This window comes from Mongoliitalea sp. (assembly GCF_054166905.1).
Genome location: NZ_JBSZCK010000040.1, coordinates 552,616 through 573,315, shown reverse-complemented (window position 1 = coordinate 573,315; position 20,700 = coordinate 552,616). Strand labels below are relative to the sequence as shown.

General features: G+C 41.5%; 14 protein-coding genes. 7 read left to right on the top strand and 7 right to left on the bottom strand.

Features of this window, described 5'->3' with window-relative positions:
* Positions 1–793 precede the first annotated feature (793 nt).
* Genes ACXIUD_RS16660 through ACXIUD_RS16650 form a run of 3 tightly spaced genes read right to left on the bottom strand, consistent with a single transcriptional unit; the run spans position 794 to position 5,900 of the window.
* A complete protein-coding gene (locus ACXIUD_RS16660) occupies positions 794–3,442 on the bottom strand; it encodes a DNA gyrase/topoisomerase IV subunit A (protein WP_458053775.1) in 2,649 nt (882 codons plus the stop codon).
* A gap of 42 nt (positions 3,443–3,484) precedes the next feature.
* Positions 3,485–5,383: a DNA topoisomerase IV subunit B gene (locus ACXIUD_RS16655; RefSeq protein ID WP_458053774.1), complete on the bottom strand. Its 1,899-nt coding sequence runs from the start codon at positions 5,381–5,383 to the stop codon at positions 3,485–3,487.
* 16 nt (positions 5,384–5,399) lie between these two features.
* Complete coding sequence (locus ACXIUD_RS16650; protein ID WP_458053773.1) at positions 5,400–5,900, bottom strand: DNA topoisomerase IV; 501 nt, start codon at positions 5,898–5,900, stop codon at positions 5,400–5,402.
* Positions 5,901–6,198: 298 nt separating this feature from the next.
* Between ACXIUD_RS16650 and ACXIUD_RS16645 the strand changes: the two genes are divergently transcribed.
* Complete coding sequence (locus ACXIUD_RS16645) at positions 6,199–6,606, top strand: hypothetical protein (protein WP_458053772.1); 408 nt, start codon at positions 6,199–6,201, stop codon at positions 6,604–6,606.
* A 6-nt stretch (positions 6,607–6,612) separates the two neighbouring features.
* On the opposite strand, the gene ACXIUD_RS16640 is transcribed toward ACXIUD_RS16645, so the two are convergent.
* Positions 6,613–8,013, bottom strand: coding sequence for a DEAD/DEAH box helicase (locus ACXIUD_RS16640; protein WP_458053771.1), 1,401 nt, complete (start codon positions 8,011–8,013; stop codon positions 6,613–6,615).
* 118 nt (positions 8,014–8,131) lie between these two features.
* Between ACXIUD_RS16640 and ACXIUD_RS16635 the strand changes: the two genes are divergently transcribed.
* Together ACXIUD_RS16635 and ACXIUD_RS16630 are read left to right on the top strand one after the other, a co-directional pair.
* Positions 8,132–9,196: a carboxypeptidase-like regulatory domain-containing protein gene (locus ACXIUD_RS16635; protein ID WP_458053770.1), complete on the top strand. Its 1,065-nt coding sequence runs from the start codon at positions 8,132–8,134 to the stop codon at positions 9,194–9,196.
* 63 nt (positions 9,197–9,259) lie between these two features.
* Positions 9,260–11,113: a gamma-glutamyltransferase family protein gene (locus tag ACXIUD_RS16630; RefSeq protein ID WP_458053769.1), complete on the top strand. Its 1,854-nt coding sequence runs from the start codon at positions 9,260–9,262 to the stop codon at positions 11,111–11,113.
* A gap of 1,108 nt (positions 11,114–12,221) precedes the next feature.
* Here ACXIUD_RS16630 and ACXIUD_RS16625 read toward each other — a convergent pair.
* On the bottom strand, positions 12,222–13,190 hold the full coding sequence (locus tag ACXIUD_RS16625; protein WP_458053768.1) for a zinc-dependent alcohol dehydrogenase family protein: 969 nt from the start codon (positions 13,188–13,190) through the stop codon (positions 12,222–12,224).
* A 201-nt stretch (positions 13,191–13,391) separates the two neighbouring features.
* On the opposite strand from ACXIUD_RS16625, the gene ACXIUD_RS16620 reads away from it, so the two are divergent.
* From ACXIUD_RS16620 to ACXIUD_RS16605, 4 genes are read left to right on the top strand one after another with little or no spacing between them, the layout of a single operon-like run.
* Positions 13,392–14,159, top strand: coding sequence for an SDR family NAD(P)-dependent oxidoreductase (locus tag ACXIUD_RS16620; RefSeq protein ID WP_458053767.1), 768 nt, complete (start codon positions 13,392–13,394; stop codon positions 14,157–14,159).
* Positions 14,140–15,375, top strand: a complete 1,236-nt coding sequence (locus ACXIUD_RS16615; protein ID WP_458053766.1) for an acyl-CoA dehydrogenase family protein — start codon at positions 14,140–14,142, stop codon at positions 15,373–15,375. Before ACXIUD_RS16620 ends, ACXIUD_RS16615 begins: the two co-directional genes overlap by 20 nt.
* Complete coding sequence (locus tag ACXIUD_RS16610) at positions 15,368–16,399, top strand: phosphotransferase family protein (RefSeq protein WP_458053765.1); 1,032 nt, start codon at positions 15,368–15,370, stop codon at positions 16,397–16,399. Before ACXIUD_RS16615 ends, ACXIUD_RS16610 begins: the two co-directional genes overlap by 8 nt.
* Positions 16,396–17,274 (top strand): 3-hydroxyacyl-CoA dehydrogenase, encoded by an 879-nt coding sequence (locus tag ACXIUD_RS16605; RefSeq protein WP_458053764.1) that lies wholly within the window; start codon positions 16,396–16,398, stop codon positions 17,272–17,274. The genes ACXIUD_RS16610 and ACXIUD_RS16605 overlap by 4 nt, the downstream gene beginning before the upstream one ends.
* Here the strand turns inward: ACXIUD_RS16605 and ACXIUD_RS16600 are convergent, their stop codons facing one another.
* Positions 17,275–18,030, bottom strand: coding sequence for an N-acetylmuramoyl-L-alanine amidase-like domain-containing protein (locus tag ACXIUD_RS16600; RefSeq protein WP_458053763.1), 756 nt, complete (start codon positions 18,028–18,030; stop codon positions 17,275–17,277).
* Positions 18,031–18,359: 329 nt separating this feature from the next.
* The gene (locus ACXIUD_RS16595; RefSeq protein WP_458053762.1) at positions 18,360–20,369 is read right to left on the bottom strand and encodes an alpha-amylase family glycosyl hydrolase; all 2,010 of its coding nucleotides are present in this window, start codon (positions 20,367–20,369) and stop codon (positions 18,360–18,362) included.
* Positions 20,370–20,700: the final 331 nt, after the last annotated feature.

Sequence of the window (20,700 nt, the reverse complement as noted above, 5' to 3'; positions counted from 1 at the left end):
GATGGGGGTATTCCTTAACATTATTTTCTTTAGCGTAATTAAATTGAAAACATCTTCGTGGGTTAAAACCCACATTTCGTTACTTGCTTCGAATTAGCTCAGCACAGGTACTTCGACTGCGCTCAGCACAAGCATTGCTAACTGTTCACTGCTCCTCCAATGCCGGGGCTTAAAAGCCACGGCAATTGATGGGGGTATTCCTTAAAATTATTTTCTTTACCGTAATTTAATTGAAAATATCTTCGTGGGTTAAAACCCACATTTCATTACTTGCTTCGAATTAGCTCAGCACAGGTACTTCGACTGCGCTCAGCACGAGCATTCCTCATTCATCATTCTTAATTATTCATTGCTAACTGTTCACTGCTCACTACTAACTCTTTACATTCTCCAACTACTCTCGAAAGTCCACAATAAGACCTCATGGTACCTAAAAATAATTATCGTCGTATCGGCTCGTATGGCGTGGGTGGCTCGACGATAATTACCCTGCGAGCCTCTGGTTTCAGGAGGAGATTCTTCTCCCCGAGTTGCGGTGCATGAAAGTAATCGTAAATAACCTAATTCACCAAGCACCTTACTCGGGGTTATTCAATATTTAAGCCTTTCAGGCTTATAAGGAGACACTAGAGTTCATCGCAGGAAGAAAATTGCTACAATTTAGAGGCAAGAAATTCTTTCATTTTTAATTCCTTGCTTCGACAAGCTCAGCACAAGCATTTTCCATTCTTAATTCCTAATTCTTCATTCCTAATTCCTAATTCCTAATTCCTAATTCCCTACCCACTGTTCACTAAAACAGCCCCAGCTGTTCTTCGTCGTCTTTTTTGACTTTGAACTCAACCGTAGAGCCTACGTCGAAGCCTTCGTTGGTGCTGCTTTCTTCGGAGGTGGCATCAGCTTCTTCGGGTTCGGTGATTTCGGATGCTTCCTCTTCGGTAGATTCTGCAACAGCACTGATCAATTGGATATCTAGAATTGGATGTGAGGATAGTTTGTTGCCTATGGCCTTCCAGCCTTTGACATCAATCAACATATCCAAATCGTATTCTATCTCCTCTTGTTCTTTGCCTTTTTGTAGCTGCACTTTCACCTGTGGTTGTTTGGCAGTGGAAACTACTTTCAAGGAGGATTGCTTATGATCGGAAACTACTGAGAATTTTTTGTTGATGGTGGTGGTTTCGATCAAGAAGCGTTTCACAAAATAGGTTTTGCTAGCTCCATCATAGTAAATGCAGGAAATAACCCCCTCCGGATTAAATTTCTCTATCAACAATACATCCGCAGACTCATAGCGATTGGTTAATTCAAAGGTGGTCAACTCGTATTCTCCGGATTTGTAGAAAACCAAAATACGGTCATCTCCCAGAAAATTACCGATTTTTTTGCCCCGCTGATCGGTATTTAAGCGGCCAACCGAACTATCGTAATAAATATCCAAGCCTCCGAGGGTAGAAACACCCTGCATCTTTAATTGAATCTTCCGAACCGGATATTTGGTCAAAATATTTCCACCTGCAGCACGTCCTTTGATTTCTATTGAACTAAAGTCAAAATCAAAAACCTTGATTTTTGCTTTAGCGCCTTGTGTCAAATAAACGGTTACGATTTCTGCTTCTCCATTGGGATTGGCAGTCATATACAGCACTTTGGAGCCTTTGCTTCCCTTGGTCAAATCATACTCTCTATCCCGTGTAACTGCTAACACTTGGAATCGCTTAACCATAGCCCTGCCACTGCCTCCGTCGAGATAAATCAAATTGTACACCATGCGCTCATCTCCTTTGCGGAAAACAGCCACATGAATTATATCTTTTCCGACAAATCCCTTCTCCTGTATTTTCGTCACTACACAAACACCATCTCTTCTAAAGACGATGATATCATCCAAATCGGAACAATCGCAGACAAATTCATCCTTCTTCAATCCAAAACCCACAAAACCATCAGCTCTATTGACATACAATTTCGCATTGTTGGCAGCCACCACAGTAGCTTCAATCTGATCGAAGGTGCGGATTTCGGTCTTTCGCTCCCTACCTTTCCCGTATTTGGTCAATAGATTTTCGTAGTACTTGATGGCATAAGCAGTCAGATGCTTCAAATTGTAATTCACTTCCTTCAGCTCTTCCTGCAATTTGCGCATCAACTCATCTGCTTTGAAGGCATCAAACTTGGAAATTCGCTTAATCTTGATTTCTGTTAAGCGAACAATGTCTTCTGTGATGATTTCTCGGTAAAAGTCCGGCTTAAATGGATCCAAACCTCGATCGATGGTTTCAATGACTGCATCCCAAGTTTCGCATTCCTCAATATCCCGATAGATTCTATTTTCGATGAAGATCTTTTCCAGAGAAGAAAAGAGTAATTTCTCCATCAATTCAGCCTTTCGGATCTCCAACTCCCGCTTCAGCAATTGCTTGGTTTGGTTGGTATTGTATGCTAGGATATCATTGACCGACAAGAAAACCGGTCTATCCTCGATAATAACGCAGGCATTTGGTGAGATGCTGACCTCACAATCGGTAAAAGCATATAAGGCATCTATGGTCATATCGGGAGATTGCCCCGGTGCCAATTGAATCTGAATCTCTACATCTTTGGCTGTATTATCGACTACTTTCTTGATTTTGATTTTCCCTTTATCATTGGCTTTGATAATGGAATCAATCAGAGAATTAGTGGTAGTTCCAAAAGGTATATCCTTGATTAAAAGTGTTTTATTATCCTCCTCTTCAATTCTTGCTCGAACTTTAACTCTACCACCTCTGAGGCCTTCATTATATTCAGAAAAGTCTGCTAAGCCTCCCGTAGGAAAGTCCGGTAGTATATTGGTTCGCTCCCCATTGAGGATGGCGATGGAGCCATGAATCAATTCAACAAAGTTGTGAGGAAGAATTTTGGTAGACAAACCCACGGCAATTCCTTCCACCCCCTGAGCCAATAGCAAAGGAAATTTGACAGGCAAAGTGACCGGTTCCCGCTTTCTTCCATCGTAGGACAACTGCCACTCGGTGGTTTGGGGATTGAACACCACCTCCAAAGCAAATTTTGAAAGACGTGCCTCGATGTATCGGGATGCTGCCGCACCATCACCGGTACGGATATCACCCCAATTTCCTTGGGTTTCGATCAATAAATCCTTTTGGCCCAAATTGACGATGGCGTCTCCAATAGAAGCATCTCCATGCGGGTGATACTGCATGGATTGACCGATGATATTGGCTACTTTGTTGAAGCGCCCATCATCCATTTCTTTCATGGCATGGAGAATCCTGCGCTGTACAGGCTTCAAACCATCTTCAATGGCTGGTACCGCCCGCTCTAAGATTACATAGGAGGCGTAGTCCAAAAACCAGTCTTTATACATCCCTGTAACAGGAACGGAATCATGTAAGCGTGCGTCTTCTTCGTTTGGGTTGGGTGTATTGGTATCGCTCATGCTTGTGTACTAAGTTGAAATCTGTTTGGGTAATCCAAGAAATTATGCAGCTTCGGAATCTTCATCTGACTCTTTCTTTGAAGGATCATCAAAAACCAAGTCTTTTTCGATTTTCAAATTATCAATGATGAAATTCTGTCGGTCAGGTGTATTTTTCCCCATATAGAAACTCAACAGATCTGCAATTTTGGTCTCTTTGTTTAAGATAATGGGGTCCAAACGAATATCTTCTCCTATAAATTTTCCGAATTCCTCCGGAGAAATCTCTCCTAAGCCCTTGAATCGGGTGATTTCTGCGGTCTTCCCTAATTTATGAATGGCTCGTTGACGCTCCTCATCGGTGTAGCAATAGATGGTTTCCTTTTTATTTCGGACACGGAATAAAGGTGTATCCAATATAAAGAGGTGTCCGTTTCTTACCAAATCCGGGAAGAATTGTAAGAAATAGGTCATAATCAACAAACGAATGTGCATACCATCTACATCCGCATCGGTGGCAATGACTATTTTTCTAAAGCGCAAACCTTCAATACCATCTTCAATATTTAGGGCGTGTTGCAAAAGATTAAATTCCTCATTTTCATAGACCACCTTCTTGGTCATACCGTAGCAATTCAGAGGCTTTCCACGCAAGGAGAATACCGCCTGAGTTTGCACGTTTCTGGACTTGGTAATGGAACCGGAAGCTGAGTCGCCTTCCGTGATAAACAACATGGTATTGTTTCTCAACTCCTCATCCCCTTTAGCATCATCGTAGTGCAAGCGGCAATCGCGCAGCTTCTTATTGTGCAAATTGGCTTTTTTAGCCCGCTCATTAGCCAATTTCTTGATACCGGATATTTCCTTACGCTCCCGCTCGGATTGCAAAATCCTTTTCAAAATAGCATCCGCCACCGCAGGGTTTTTATGTAGGTAATTATCCAATTCTGTCTTGACAAAGTCATTGACAAACGTACGGAGCGTTGGTCCATCAGGTCCTACCGATTGAGAGCCTAGTTTGGTTTTGGTTTGAGATTCAAAGACAGGTTCCTGTACCCTAACTGCAATAGCCGCCACAATGGATTGACGGATATCAGAGGCATCAAAATCTTTTTTATAAAACTCTCGCAAGGTTTTTACCACCGCTTCACGAAATGCTGCCAAGTGAGTACCTCCCTGGGTGGTATACTGTCCATTCACAAAAGAATAATATTCCTCCCCATACTGATTGGCATGGGTCATAGCAAATTCAATATCATTCCCCTTCAGATGAAGAATGGGATAACGAATGGAATCCTCATCTACTTTTCTGGTCAATAGGTCGTACAAGCCTTTTTCAGAAAAATACTTTTTCCCGTTATAATTGATGGTTAACCCAGCATTCAAAAAGGCATAATTCCAAATCTGATTTTCAAGGTATTCGGGAATGAAATGGTAATTTTTGAAAATGCTCGCATCAGGTGTAAAAATTACTTTCGTTCCATTTCGGTCCGAAGTCTTTTCAATCAATTCCTCATGTTTCAAAATTCCTTTTTCAAATTCCGCCACTTTGGACTGTCCATCTCTGTAGGATTGCACTTTAAAGTAATCCGAAAGGGCGTTTACGGCTTTGGTACCCACTCCATTTAATCCTACGGATTTCTGAAAGGCTCCTGAGTCGTATTTACCACCGGTATTGATTTTGGATACGCAGTCAATTACTTTTCCCAAAGGAATTCCGCGACCGTAATCTCGAACTTCCACCCGGTGCTCGGAGATTTTGATATCAATCGTGCGACCATGTCCCATCATGTGTTCATCGATGGAGTTATCCACCACCTCTTTTACCAAGACATAAATCCCATCATCTTGGGCACTTCCATCTCCTAACTTTCCGATGTACATCCCTGGACGTAAGCGGATATGTTCCCGCCAATCAAGGGATCGAATACTATCTTCGGTATATTGTACGTTTTCCGCCATGGACTATTTTGAATATTTATGAGGGTGAGTTTTCTTTAATATCCTGAAATTTTTTGAATAAAATCCAGAAAAGGGCCAAAATCCAGATAAAGAAAAAGATCGGCACCATGTAAAAGAAGAAGCTAAAGCTATCTGCTGAAATTTCATTTTGATTGTTGATACTATGTACAAATAGCGTCAGGATGGATAGAGAAACATTGATGATTCCAATGAAGCTATAAATCCATAGTAAAATGTATTCTCTGAAAATATCTCCCACGGGAAATAAGCGTTTCAAACTGGCAATACTTCCATTTTCAATCATTTTGCCCGGCACAGCCAAGATTACATTTAATAGACCAAAGATGATCAACCCTGTATAAAAGAAGGTTCCTTTGGTGATGGTTTTCAACCAACCTCCATCCTCATCCACTGCATAAGCAATTCTATCTGAGAGTGCTGCATAGAAATACAGGAATACAAAGAGAAACAAGAAAATGGTCAGACCATGAAATACTTTTCCAAATCGAATATACATACCACACAATTTTAGCCTGCTAATATAGCTATTTAAAGGAAATTGGAACGCTGTAAATGCTAGCAACCCACAAAATGCGGCAGCAATTGTCACACAATCTGCTGGAATTTAATACCCTAGCAGGTTTAAGTAATTTTAGAAAGCCCAGGATTTTTGTAGAAGTGCACATTCGTTTATTTCATGGAAGTAATTTAAAATGCTTAAATAGGCAATTTGGAAACAAAGCTGCAGGCATCTAGTTTCTTTGCTTGAGGATAATTATAGATATTCTTTTACTTTTGCATTCAAATCAACACCCATGAAAAATCAACTCTTTTCTAAGCGTTCAGTAGTAACTTTCCTTGTTATTTTGGGCTTAACAGCAGCATGTTCATCCAAATTGGAAATGGAAGGCGTAGATTTTGAGGCTTGGAAAAATGACCGAGGAGGTTGCAAAGGAGATCGTTTGGCTTCCGTGGAGACATTTCGCCCTTTGAAAGATGAATTATTGGGAAAAGATAATCAGGCATTGATGAAGACCTTTGGGAGACCTGACCAAGTGGAATTGGCGGATCGCTCGCAATCCTTTTTCATTTATTTTGCTGAGCCGGGACCTGAATGTGAGCAATTTGTGAAAAAAGAGGAAGAGCCCTTAAAAATTATTTTGCGTTTAAACGCTTTAAACAGGGTCAGTGAGGTTACGATTACCCGCACTAACCCTTGGTAAGCTGGACTAATCCATATTTTTTCGTTGTCTAAACTTGGACTGCTTCGTATTGGCTTCCGATGAACTTGCTTTAGGTTGTTCATTTTGCCTTGGAATAGCAGGTTTGGCTACAGGAGAAACTCTTGGTTTTTTTGCTGTTGCCGTCTCACTACTGCCTTCTGAAGAAGCTTTTGTTTGTTCTCCTCGTTCTTCCTTAGGACGGTTGCTCTTCTTCTTGAAGGGTTTTTTTCCAGTTTTTTTCTGAGATGAACCTGCATTTGAACGTTGTTTAAGAACAGGGCCTGCCTCCAATCCTTCTGGAAGTGGACACTTTTCAATCTCCATTCCAATCAATTGCTCGATTCGGAAATATTTGTAGGCATCCTTGTCAGAAACAAAAGTAATAGCCTCCCCTTTGGAGTCTGCACGAGCTGTTCTACCTACTCTGTGTACATAGTCTTCCGGATCATTGGGAGTATCAAAATTGACTACCAATTCAATTCCTACCACATCAATCCCTCTGGAAATGATATCAGTTCCGATAAGGATTTTCAATTGCCTATTTTTAAAGCGAGACATAATCTGTTCACGCTCCACTTGCTCCAAGTCAGAATGAAAAGCTTCCACTTCAAAGTCTTTACGCAGGAGTTTATGTAAGCTCTTGACCTTATCCTTGGTGGATGCGAAAATAATAACTGCTTCGTAATCTTTGCTTGTCAAAATAGAGCGGATAAGTGCTTCTTTCTGTCCGTCATAGACAGCATATACTTTTTGCGTTACGCCAGCTGCTGTTTTTCCCAAAGCCAAACTAATCTCTTCCGGACTGTTTAGAATCTGCTTGGAGAACGAGCGGATTTTTGGAGGCATAGTAGCCGAGAACAGGATGGTTTGACGCTCTTTGGGCAGGTAGTTAATGATGGTCAGGATATCATCTGAAAAACCCATATCCATCATTCGGTCTGCTTCATCTAAGATCAAATGTTCTAGGGAACTGAGGTCAATTTTCTTACCCTGTAATAGGGCAATCAAACGCCCGGGAGTAGCTACGATGATTTCTGCCCCCATTTCCATGGCTTTTTTCTGCTGTTCCCAAGCAATCCCATCTCCACCTCCGTAAATCGGAATGGAGCTGATGCCTGCGAAATAGGCGAAACCCTGAATCTGTTGATCAATTTGTATGGCCAACTCTCTCGTTGGTGCCAGCACGAGGGTATTTAAGCAGCTTTTTCCCGATTTGACGATTTTATCAATTACGGGTAAAATAAATGCGGCTGTTTTCCCTGTGCCTGTTTGTGCACATGCGATTAAGTCTTTTCCTGCTTGAATTACTGGAACGGCTGCTTCTTGTATAGGTGTTGGCTTGTCGAAGCCCATGGCATCCAGCCCATCTTGGAGGCTGCTGTCAAATTTAAACTGTTGAAATCCCAATTTTTAAAAGATTTTGCAAATCAATACTTATATTACTGATAAAATTACACTCGAACTCAATTAAACCAAAACAATTGTTGATATTTTGATTTCACTAAATAAAAATACCGATTTGCCGATGAATATTCTAATACGACTACAAGGTACGCTATTTTTTGCCTTTTGCCTGCTTTTAACTCCTATTTTATCTTATGCGCAAACATTTCAGATCAGTGGAAGCCTCAAACATGGAATAAGCGAGGAGCCCATTGTCAATGCTACCATAACCATCCGAGAAACAGCTTTCTATGCGATCAGTGGACAAACGGGAAAGTTTGAGATCTCTAATGTGTATGAAGGAAGGTTTGTGATTCAAGTGCTCATTCCTGGTTTTGAACCTTACCAAAATCAGATCAATGTCAAAAACAACCTGAATTTAGGAACGATTCTTATCTATCCTTTGGGGATGGAAGAAAAGTCAGGTGATGTCTTACAAAAAACCATCCGAGCTACCAATGTAGCCCAATTGTTTACCTCCCGTCCTAATTTGGTAGGTGGAAATGCTGTTTTTGGGATTCCTCCGGAGCCGAAGCAATTGATTGGAGACTACTATTTGGATGCGAATTGGAACAAGGCTTCTATCTTACTCTACAAGAATTCGGAAGTGATGGAAGGCTATATGGTCCGCTATCAGATCAATTCAAACACCTTTGAAATTAAAGCTGAGGATTCGGATGAGGTCAGCGCCATTCCCGGATTGCGTATACAAAATGTCGTGTGGGTGGATAAGGATTTTAATATTCCCCGATTTTTTGTCAACGGTATGGATTTTAAAGATGAAGGCTCACCAATTTCCGGGTTCTTTGAGGTATTGGTGGATGGACAAAAGCCTTTACTCCGTAGAACCGTTGCCAGCATCCGAGCTTCCAATTATAACGAAGCATTGATGGTTGGTGAAAAAGATGATAAAATCGTTAAGAGAAATCAGTATTATTATGCTGTTGGAAAAGACATCTTCCTCATCCCAAAAAAGAAAAAACAATTCCTGGAAATCTTTGGAGATCAAGCAACAATGATTTCCACCTTTGTCAGTGATAATAAATTGAGATACAATGACCCCTCTTCCTGGTATAGTATTTTCACATATTACAATAGTCAATTTGAAGGTTTCGAACCCATCAGTAACCAATTGATGGAGAATTAAAATTCAGTCCTTACATGTTTTAAAAACTTATCAAATTATCACCAAAAGAACAATTACATAGTCATGTTCAAACGATTCCGCTTAATCATTATCGCCCTTATCTTAGTAGTCGCCCACAACACATTTGCCCAAACAACTCAAAAGCCACCTCTTCACGGGAAGGAGTGGATGGCAATCACTGGAAAGCCTCTCGGGGCTACCGCTGGCTCCATGATTTTCCAGCAAGGAGGCAATGCCGTAGATGCTGCCTGTGGTATGTTGGCAGCGGTGGCCACAATGTGGGATGTATTGAATTGGGGTGGTGAAACACAAGCGCTTATTTATCATCCCGAACTCAAAAAAGTAATAGCCATCAATGCCATGGGTGTAGCCCCAACAGGTGCGACCATAGAATTTTATAAATCTCAGGGAATGGATTACCCACCAGCTTTTGGCCCCTTAGCGGCCACCACCCCCGGAACACCCGGAGGTTTGATGACCATGCTGGCAGAATATGGAACCATGAGTTTGGAACAAGTGCTCAAGCCAGCCATGCAGTTAGCTAAAGGCTATCCCATTGAAGCACAAACAGCCAATTCCATCGAGAGTAATAAAGCACGAATCAAAGAATGGCCCTATTCCCAAAAGGTTTTCCTACCCCATTTAGGTGAAGAGCGAGAAGCTCCGCATGCAGGTGAAATCTTTGTTCAGGAAGATTTATATCAAACTTTGGCAAAGCTAGTGGAAGCAGAACGGACTGCATTGGCTAGTGGCAAAAACCGTAAAGAAGCGATTTATGCAGCTTATGAGAGATTCTACACAGGTGATATTGCGGAGGAAATTGTTCGCTCTACACGTGAACAAGGGGGATTGTTTACCATGGAAGATCTATCCAAGTGGAAGGTGAAGATCGAAGAACCCCTTTCGGTTAACTACAAAGGTATAGATGTGTATAAGTTGCAAGAGTGGACCCAAGGTCCTGCCCTCCTGCAGTCATTGAATATTTTGGAGAATTTTGACTTAAAATCCATGGGTTACAATTCAGCCAACTACATCAACACAGTTTATCAAGCCATGTCCTTAGCTTTTGCTGATCGGGACTTTTATTATGGAGATCCTGCTTTCGAGCCAAAGAGCCCCATGAGAGGTTTATTGTCCAAGGAATATGCGAAAGAGCGTGCGAAGTTGATTCAGGAGAAGAATGACCCTACGATCGGTCCTGGTGACCCCTATCCTTTCCAAGGAGGTAAAAATCCTTTCTTGCATTTGTTGGAAAAACGTTCGGAAGCTTTGGCTTACCATGCACCTGAACAACCAATTTCAGGCCCCGAAGATCCTTTTTTATTGGAGTTCCAATCCGGCACTACTTCCATTCAGGCTGCCGATGCGGAAGGATGGGTGGTTTCCATTACACCTTCTGGTGGCTGGGTTCCTGCGGTGATTGCAGGAAATACGGGGGTTGGCTTAAGTCAGCGCATGCAATCTTGGGTTTTGGATGAACGTATGAATCCATACAATTTACTAGAGCCTGGCAAGCGTCCTCGGGTAACGCTTACTCCTTCGATGGCTTTGAAAGATGGAAAGCCCTATTTATCCTTTGCTGTACAAGGGGGTGATACCCAAGATCAGGACTTGTTGCAACTATTCTTGAATATCGTAGAGTTTGGAATGACGGTACAGGAAGCCTCTGAAGCAGCCAATATTCACAGTTATCAGATGCAATCCTCTTTCGGTGCCCATGAAATTAAACCCGGTTCAATAACGCTCAACAATGCCATTCCATCTTGGATTCGCAACGATTTAAGAAAGCGAGGCTACAAAATGGACTTTCAAGAGCGCACTTCTGGTCCGTTGAATGCCATTTGGTTTGATTGGAAACACGGCACCCTCTGGGGCGGCTCAAGCAATCATGGAGAGGATTATGGAATAGCGTGGTAGGGTGAACAGTGGGCAGTGCTTGTGCTGAGCGAAGTCGAAGCAAGCAGTGAAAAGTGAGTAGTTAGCAGTGAACAGTTGGGAATGAAGAATGAAGAATGAGGAATGAGGAATGCCCATCCAGAGCGTAATCGAAGCAAGGAGTGAGCAGTGAAAAGTGAGTAGTGAACAGTTAGCAATGCCTGTGCTGAGCTTGTCGAAGCAAGGAATGAGCTCATAGCCACTAGTGCCATAGGCACGCCCCACATCTAAGCCTTGGATTTCTATCCCCGGCATTGGAAAATAATTGAAAGTGATTTGGAGGTAAATAAATCTAGATTTTAATAAAATTAAGGTTTTACCTAAAAATCCCGATAGGGGTTAAATCCCGAAGGGTATTAGCCCCGAGTGACAACTCGGGGTTAAATATGTAATCAATCTACCAGCACTCCCAACCCCTGAAAGGGGTTGAACTGTTAGAAGAATCTTCTTTCTTTTAGGATAAAATTTAATCAAAACTTCTATTAACAATCAATTCCGATAAAATTCAACTCCTATCGGAGTTGGGAAATAGGGGATGCTTTATCATTTTTTCCCCGAGTGGCGACTCGGGGCTAATACCCTGCGGTAGTAGACTCCTGCCGGAGTCTTGAGGAGGTAACAGAAAGAAATTAGGAATGCCTGTGTTGAGCATAGTCCAAGCACTTGTACTGAGCTTGTCGAAGCAAGGAGTTAAAAATGAAAGAATTTCTTGTCTCTAAGTAGTAGTACTTTGCTTCCTGCTATGATCTCTAGTGTCTCCTTATAAGCCTGAAAGGCTTAAATCTTGAATATTCCCTTGTAAGGTGCTTGGTCAATTAAGTTATTTACGATTATTTCTTTCATCTATCCAAATTCCCACAAAAAATGAGACCAGGCAGGTTTTAAAAACCTGCCTGGTCTTTTCAAACTATCGCTAAGTGTTCAATCCCAAATGTAAACTGTTTACTTCAACTGACCTCATCAATAGCACTGTGCACTTTTAACTACCACTGTTCACTAGGCACTGTTCACTACTCACTGCTCACTATGCACTGTTCACTACGCTCTATTCACTACTCACTACTCACTATGCACTGCTAACTGCTTACTGTCAACTTGCCAAAATAATCTTCCCATTTCTACCCCCTGTTTCGTAGGCCTGGATGGCTTCTGCAAATTGCTCTAATGGATAGACTGCATCCACATCTACTTTCATTTGCTGGGATAGCAACATACCAAAAACAGTTTTAAAGGCGGTGTTTCGCTCCTCCGTAGTCAAGCTTTCCATCCAGGTAGTCAGCCAAAATCCTTCCACTTTCAAGTCTTTGAAAATTAATAAGCCTGAATTCAAGGGAATGTTTTCTAAACTCAATAATCCAAACACCATCATCCGTCCTCCGGCTTTCAAACTTGCCAATGCCCGGGCACCTAAGGTTCCCCCTACTGCATCGAATACCACTGAAACTCCTCCATCAGTTTTCTCCATAATCACTTTTTGGAGCTTTTCCTTTTCAGTATTGATAACTAAATCAGCTCCTAATCCTTCCAATAAGGCTTTCTGTTCATCCCTTCTGACGGTACAGGCTACTTTAATTCCCTTTTTACTGGCCAATTGGATCACCAACTTTCCAAAAGCAGATGCGCCAGCCGTCACCAACAACCAGTCACCAGTCTTTAGACCGGATTTCTCTAACATACCATAGGCTGTCAATGGATTGACAAAAGCCTGACAAGCTACCTCATCCGAAATTCCAGACGGCGTAGGAATGACCATCATAGCAGGCACACAGACAAATTCCTTCCAAGTGCCGATAGCTGTAAAAATCACCCGTGTTCCTACAGGAATTTTATTTTCCGCATCGGCGGTCTCCACCACGCCTGCGGCTTCAAAACCGGCAGAACTTGGTAGCTTAGGGGTAATCCCATACATCCCACGAATAAACATGATGTCCGATGGATTGATATTACGGGCAGTTACGCGAATACGTACTTCATGAGGTTTGGGAGTTGGCATTTCTGCTTCCTCCATCTTCAATACATCCAGGGGCATGCCCGTTTCCTTAAATACTACTTGTTTCATTTGTTAATAGCTTTTTAATGTACTTGGCTTGAGGGTTAGCTACCTGAACAAACCAGCACTTTGTTTGAGTTTAAAGGTTAATTTCTGAATCTTGAAGTTATAAAAAATACTCGGTATGCAGAATATTTTTGAAAGAAGGTTTATAAAAAAGCTAGCTTTTCTTATCTTAGGGCATATGTTCAAATATAAACCCAAGCAGAAATGGACCTATCCTCCCTTTTTTCACTAGCAGATAAAGTTGCCTTGATTACCGGTGCCAGTAAAGGTATTGGTTTTGCTATAGCTGAAGCTTTTGCAGCAGCCGGCGCCAAAGTAGTCATCTCTAGCAGAAAGCAAGAATCCTTAGATGAAATGACCGCACTCCTTAAAAGCAAAGGCTACGAAGCCACCGGCATTGCCTGTAATGTGGGCAAAATGGAGGAATTGGAAAATTTGGTTAAGAAGACAGTCGATGCTTATGGACAGATAGACGTGTTGGTAAATAATGCTGCGTCCAATCCCGTTTTCGGACCTGTTCATGAGACATCCTTGGATGCTTTCGATAAAATCATGGATGTCAATGTCAAGGCACCTTTTCACTTAATGAATCTTTGTTTTCCTTACCTCAGACAATCCTCACACCCATCAGTCATCAATATAAGTTCTGTGGGGGGTATTTCCCCTGAAACTGGTTTGGGGATCTATTCGGTCAGTAAAGCAGCCTTGATCTCTCTTTCGAAAGTGTATGCCAAGGAATGGGGAGTTGCCAATATCCGTGTAAATACCATTTGTCCGGGATTGATTCAAACAAAATTCTCCGAAGCATTGTGGAGCAATGATAAAATCATGTCCCACATGATGAAAGCTCTTCCAATCAAACGCGTAGGAACCAGTGAAGAAATTGCTGCGATGAGTTTGTTTTTAGCTTCCCCGGCAGCTGCTTATTCTACTGGTGGGGTATTCACCGCTGATGGAGGATTTACGATTTAAGGCTATGGATTTACGCTATTTAAGTAACTCAACACGCGTGCATGAGTTAGTTCCTGCTTACCAAAGCTTTGTGCAGGAACACCTATATCCCTTAGAACAGGAGGCTGTCTATGGCTCCTTCAAAGCAGCACTTCCCAAACTCCATGCGCTCCGTGTGTTGGCCAAAGAAAAAGGACTCTTTGCTCCCCATCTTTCCAAGGAAGAAGGTGGATTGGGATTATCCTTGGTAGAATTTGCCTTTGTATCAGAGGTCTTGGGAATGTCTCCTTTGGGTCATTTTGTATTCAATTGCCAAGCACCGGATATTGGTAATATGGAGCTGATGCATCAGTTTGCGTCTAAGGAATTGAAAGAAAAATATCTAAAGCCCTTACAGGAAGGCGATATCCGAAGTTGCTTTGCCATGACGGAACCACAGAATCCGGGCAGCAATCCCGTTCATCTTTCCACAACGGCGGTGCGAGATGGAGATGAATATGTCATCAATGGTCATAAATGGTTTACCACTGCTGCGGATGGGGCAAGTTTCACCATTGTGATGGCCTTGACTGATCCTGAAAATGTGAATCCCTACCTTCGGGCAAGCATGATTTTGGTTCCACTGGATAATCCGGGCTATCAATTGCTTCGAAATATCCCTATCATGGGTGATGTAGGAGAAGATTATATGTCACATGGAGAGGTGAAATTTACAGATTGTCGGGTTCCTGTAAGTAATCTCATAGGTAAAGAAGGAGCTGGGTTTGCGTTGGCACAAGAACGTTTAGGGCCTGGAAGAATCCATCATTGCATGCGTTGGATTGGTATTTGTGAGCGGGCAATAGATCTGATGTGTACACGTGCTTTGGCTAGAAATTTGGATCCTGGAAGAAATCTGGCTTCCCAACAAACTGTCCAAAATTGGATTGCAGAGGCCGTTGCTTCGGTCAAAGCAGCTAGGCTGATGGTCTTGCAAACTGCCGAGAAAATCGAAAAGGAAGGTGCAAAGGCTGCCAAAATCGATATTTCAACCATCAAATTTTATGTATCTGATATCTTGATGAAAACGCTTGATCGCGCTATACAGGTTCATGGTGCTTTGGGGGTGACAGATGATACGATTCTTTCCTTCTGGTACAGGCATGAGCGTGGTGCGCGTATTTATGATGGACCTGATGAAGTCCATAAGTCTGTTTTGGCCCGTCAAATTCTCAAAAAATATGCAAGCCATGAATAAGCTGCCTGTTGGAATTGAAGGTATAGCAGGCTATTTGAAAGAGAAATTTGAAATCGATCCTGCTGACTTGACAATTAAGCAATTCAAAGGAGGATATTCTAATCTGACCTACCTCATTCAAAGTCCAAGTAAAAATTTGGTCTTGAGAAGGCCGCCCTTAGGACTAAAGATAGCCAAAGCGCATGACATGCTACGGGAGTATACCATTTTACAGGCACTTGAAAAGGCAGGTTATTCCAAAATTCCCAAAGTGTTGGATGCGAGCGAAGATGAAGGTATAATAGGAGCGCCTTTTTTCATCATGGAAGAAGTTAGTGGACCTATTTTAAGGAACTGCTTATCTACTGAAATTCAAGATCCCATATCCTTTTTTTCTATACTTTCCAAAAATGCCATTGACTGCCTAGTTGAGTTGCATCAGTTGGAATTGGAAAAATCAGGTTTGATTCAATTGGGCAAACCTGAGGGCTATGTTGGCAGGCAGGTACATGGATGGGTCGAGCGCTATTTTAAATCAGAGACGGATGATTTACCCGCAATGAAAGCAGTGGCAGCTTGGTTAGGCAATAATATCCCTACTCGGGAAGATGTGGCTTTCATTCATAATGATTTCAAATATGACAACCTTATCCTCTCCTCCTATGAAAACCCAACTATCAAAGCTGTCTTGGATTGGGAGATGGCAACTGTGGGAGACCCCTTGATGGATTTAGGTACGAGTTTGGCATATTGGGCGGAAGATGGGGATGACACCATCCTCAAACAATTCAATATCAGTCATGTAGCTGGAAATATGACCCGCAAAGAAGTCATTGCCTATTATTTTGAAAAGAAAAACCAAACACCTGTTGACATGGTATTTTACTATGCCTTTGGCTTATTTAAAGTTGGGGTAATTGCACAACAGATTTATAAACGCTACACCTTAGGATTTGCTCAGGATGAGCGATTTGCAGGCTTGATCCATGTGGTCAAAGCTGCTGGAAGAAAAGCATTGAACAGTATTCAAACTCACACCATATGACAATCAAAAATGTATGCATTTTAGGTGCCGGGACCTTAGGCACCCGAGTGGCATTACAATCAGCGCTTTCAGGATATAAGGTTCGGATCTATGATATCCATCCCAAAGCATTGGAGCAATCCAAAAGAGTGATGGAGAAAATAGTCCATCAGCTAGCGAAAACAGCGAATTTGGAGGCAGATGCAGGTTTAAATGCCATTGAAGGAATTATATTCACCGATATGCCTGCCAATGCTGTCATGGATGCAGATATCATCAATGAAAGTGTCTTAGAAGATTATGCAGTCAAAAAAGAAGTTTGGACATTATTTGGTCAAATAGCGCCTGAGAAAACCATTTTCACGACCAACACTTCCTACATGCTTCCTTCCATGTTTGCTGAGTTCAGCGGCAGACCTGATAAATTCTGTGCCCTGCATTTCCATGATGTATTTTATTCCAAGGTGGTAGATATTATGCCTCATACAGGAACAGATCCTGATTTGATTCCTCTTTTGATGGATTTTGGCAGAAGTTTGGAGCAAGTACCGGTATTTGTGAAAAAAGAAAATCCGGGATACATCTTCAATAGTATGCTGATGGCCTTTATTGGGGCAGCAGGCAAATTAATCACTAATGATGTGGGCAGTATTGAAGATATAGATCGCTCTTGGATGGTCAATTTTCACATGCCCATGGGGCCATTCGGTATTTTGGACAGCATTGGTTTGGATACTGCCTGGCATGTGACGAGTAGCCAAAAGGATTCTGCCTCGCAAAAATTTGCAGCATTTCTCAAGACTTATTTGGATGCAGGAAAATTAGGAGAAAAAACGGGTGAAGGTTTTTATACCTACCCTAATCCCGCCTACAGATCCAAAGACTTCGTGGAATGATTACGGCTTAAATCTCCCAACCATAATACCGGATTGAGATTTGGACCCTTGGAGATATTCGTGAATAGGTTTTTCGGATATCTCCACTTTTTTTGAAACAGAACTGGCATGCAGCAAATGCATGCGCCCATTTTTCTCTATAGCAAAGCCCACATGTACCATATCCAAATTCCCTAAACTTGATGTAATGGCAATCAAATCTCCGTTTTGGAGTTTATCTTCTATTCCTTTGACAGCTGCTTTTGGGATATAGTGATACTGCCTTTTGGCTATTCCTTGCTCTATCACACGCATGGCATTTAAATTGTAAGCATTGGCCAATTGAGGATAGTATTGTGGATTTTCGGTCATAAAGGTTGGTTTATTTTCATATGGTACCCCTCCTAGATCTTTCGTAACATCTATCAAAAATCCTTTCCCAACTGCATCACTGATCCAATCGGAAAAATAATGCAGTCGAGAAGGATACCCATCCCGAACACCATTTCTATACCGCACAAAAGTCAGGGAATTTTCAAAAGGACCGATTCCGTGTTTGAGTAAATCCTTGCTTCTGTTTAGAGCAATCACCGATTCCACAAAAGTCGTACAATCCAGTCCCAAGACGTTGATGACCAATGACTCATCATCCGTGATTTCCAGTGTTTTTTCAACATAAGGAGTATTCAAAAATAGCTTCCCCAATTGAATATTCCGTTCGGAAAAGGAATCTGCCAATTTTTCATCAGCCAAAATTTCCATAATTATTCCTTCCATAGCTTCCCTATTCTCGGGGGTACAAATAGTTTGAGCAAATGATTTTTGGGTCAAGCCAAGTAAAGAAAGGACGATAATTTTCAGAAAAAGACTAGAAATTTTCATAGATGACAACTAATATCGATAACCTTAAGCCATTTTATAGGCAAATATGTACAGTTTTTTACATTTTTTAAGAAACCTTTATGATAAAGCTCCGTTGTAATACATTGAATGCAATGACGGGAGGACTTCCTACTGCTCATAAGGAGAGTAAGGCTTTTCTCTTTAGTTTAGTTGATGATTGTCATTGTTCAAACGGACCCCTTTACTCAAGGGGTCCGCTTTTTTTATACCCTTTTGAAAACTAAGGACGTTCTATTCGGAAGGTAAATATGAATCTTTTTATTTTTATCCGAAGGAAAGGTCAATTTTTCCTCAATCCGTTCAAATCCTCCAAATTGTTTATCATCCGAATTAAGTACCAATTCGTAAGTTCCATTGCTGGTTACAGGTAACTCAAATCCAAAAATGGATTCGGAAATATTCCAATTGTGAATAAAAACTAAATCTGCCCGTTCATAAGCCAAGATCTTTTTTTCTGCATCGAGGTATAACTGTTTTGCGGGTTCCGCTGCACAGATTTGATACTCATTCACCAAAGCGATCATAGCTTTATCCCATAAATCCAAATCTCTATACCTCAGGTGTTCTGTGTCCACGAGTGACCATTGTCTGCGAGCATATTGATAGCTCCAATTGTTTCCCTCTCTTGGAAAATCTACCCATTCCGGATGACCAAATTCATTACCAATGAAATTCAGATACCCTTCCCCACCCAAGCTGATGGTAATCATTCGGATCATTTTATGTAGGGCAATTCCTCGATCCACTACCAAACTTTGCTGTAACTTGGACATGGAAAAATACATTTCCTTATCCATCAGCCAAAATGCAATGGACTTATCTCCTACCAAAGCCTGATCGTGTGATTCAGCGTAAGCAATGGTTTTTTCTCCTTTAGGTCTATTGGTCAACTCATGCCACATCTCAAACATATCCCAATGCTCGTCTGGTTTATGCTTCAAGGTTTTGATCCAAAAATCCGGAATTCCCATGCCTAATCTGAAATCAAAGCCTATTCCTCCCTCCTCTTGTGGTCTACATAATCCCGGCATGCCTGAAACCTCTTCAGCTATAGATAAAGCCTGTGCAGAAAAATCATGGATCAGCTTGTTGGCTAGTTGTAAGTAAACCACTGCTTCATCATCCACTCCCTCCCCAAAATAAGCTGAAGGATCACCAAAGCTTACATGGCCATGATGCTCGTAAATCATGGAAGTCACACCATCCCAACGGAATCCATCAAAGTGAAACTCTTCCAACCAATAGCGAATGTTGGAAAGCAAAAATTGCAATACATTGAATTTACCGTAATTGAACAATTTGGAATCCCAGCCTTCATGGTAGCCTTTAGAACCGGGATGAAAATACTGATCAAATGAACCATCAAACTCGTTGAGTCCTTCCAATACATTTTTTACTGCATGAGAATGTACTAAGTCCATGATGACAGAAATACCCATTTGATGGCACTTGTTAATCAAATATTTCAACTCTTCAGGTGTACCAAATCTGGAAGTTGGCGCAAAAAAGTTGGATACATGGTATCCAAAAGAACCGTAGTAAGGGTGTTCCATGATAGCCATCATCTGTATGGTATTGTAGCCCCCGGCTTTAATTCTTGGCAGAATAGTATCTGCAAACTCCACATAGGTCCCCACACCTTCTTTCTCTTGCGCCATCCCTATGTGGCACTCATAGATGATTGGCTGTTGTAAATTTTTCTGCGGATCAAATGTATGGTCTGTCCAAGTGAATGACTTCTCAGGCATCCAAAGTTGTCCCGCAAAGTCATGTGAACGCTCATCTTGGATTACCCTTCGGATGTAAGCGGGGATTCTATCCAATTCATGTCTGGAAGAAATCACGTGCACTTTCACTTTTCCTTGGTGAACTAAGGAGTTTTTGTAATCAGCAAAGGGCAGGAAAATCTCCCAATCTCCTCTATGGTTTTTTTTCATAGGATGGGAGTAGCGATTCCATCCATTGAAATCTCCCATAAAAAACAATTGCTGTGCTTCTGGTGCCCATTCACGGTAAATCCATCCATTACGAATTTTATCAAAATGAATACCGTAATACTCATGGATTCTCGCAAATTCCAAAATACTCCCAAAATGACTTTCGAGTTGGCTCAAGCTATTTTTAAAACGTGTATGCCTTGCTTCAAGCTCTTTAGCATAAGGTTTTAGCCAGTCCTCATCCTGCAAAATTTTTAATGTTTGTTTCTTGCTCACAAAAAGTTACGATTAGTACTCATCCAAGATAAAGAAATGCACACAAAAAAACCTGCAACTTTGAAAAAATCTTTATTGCCTACGACTTTTTGACTCCTGAACTCCTAATAATCTAGATAAAACCGTAGGAGAAGTAATTATCCAACAATGAAATATAACATGGTGGATGCTAGTGTATACCCTATCAATAAGGAAAAAAATATGGGTCCAGATAGGGAGACTTTTTGATAACCTGGACTTTTTTGGTGTGAGTAATAGTGACTAAGTTTCTTTGAGTATTTCTCGGGAAAGAAAGACAATATTACTGCAGCGTAAATCACCGTCAGTAAAA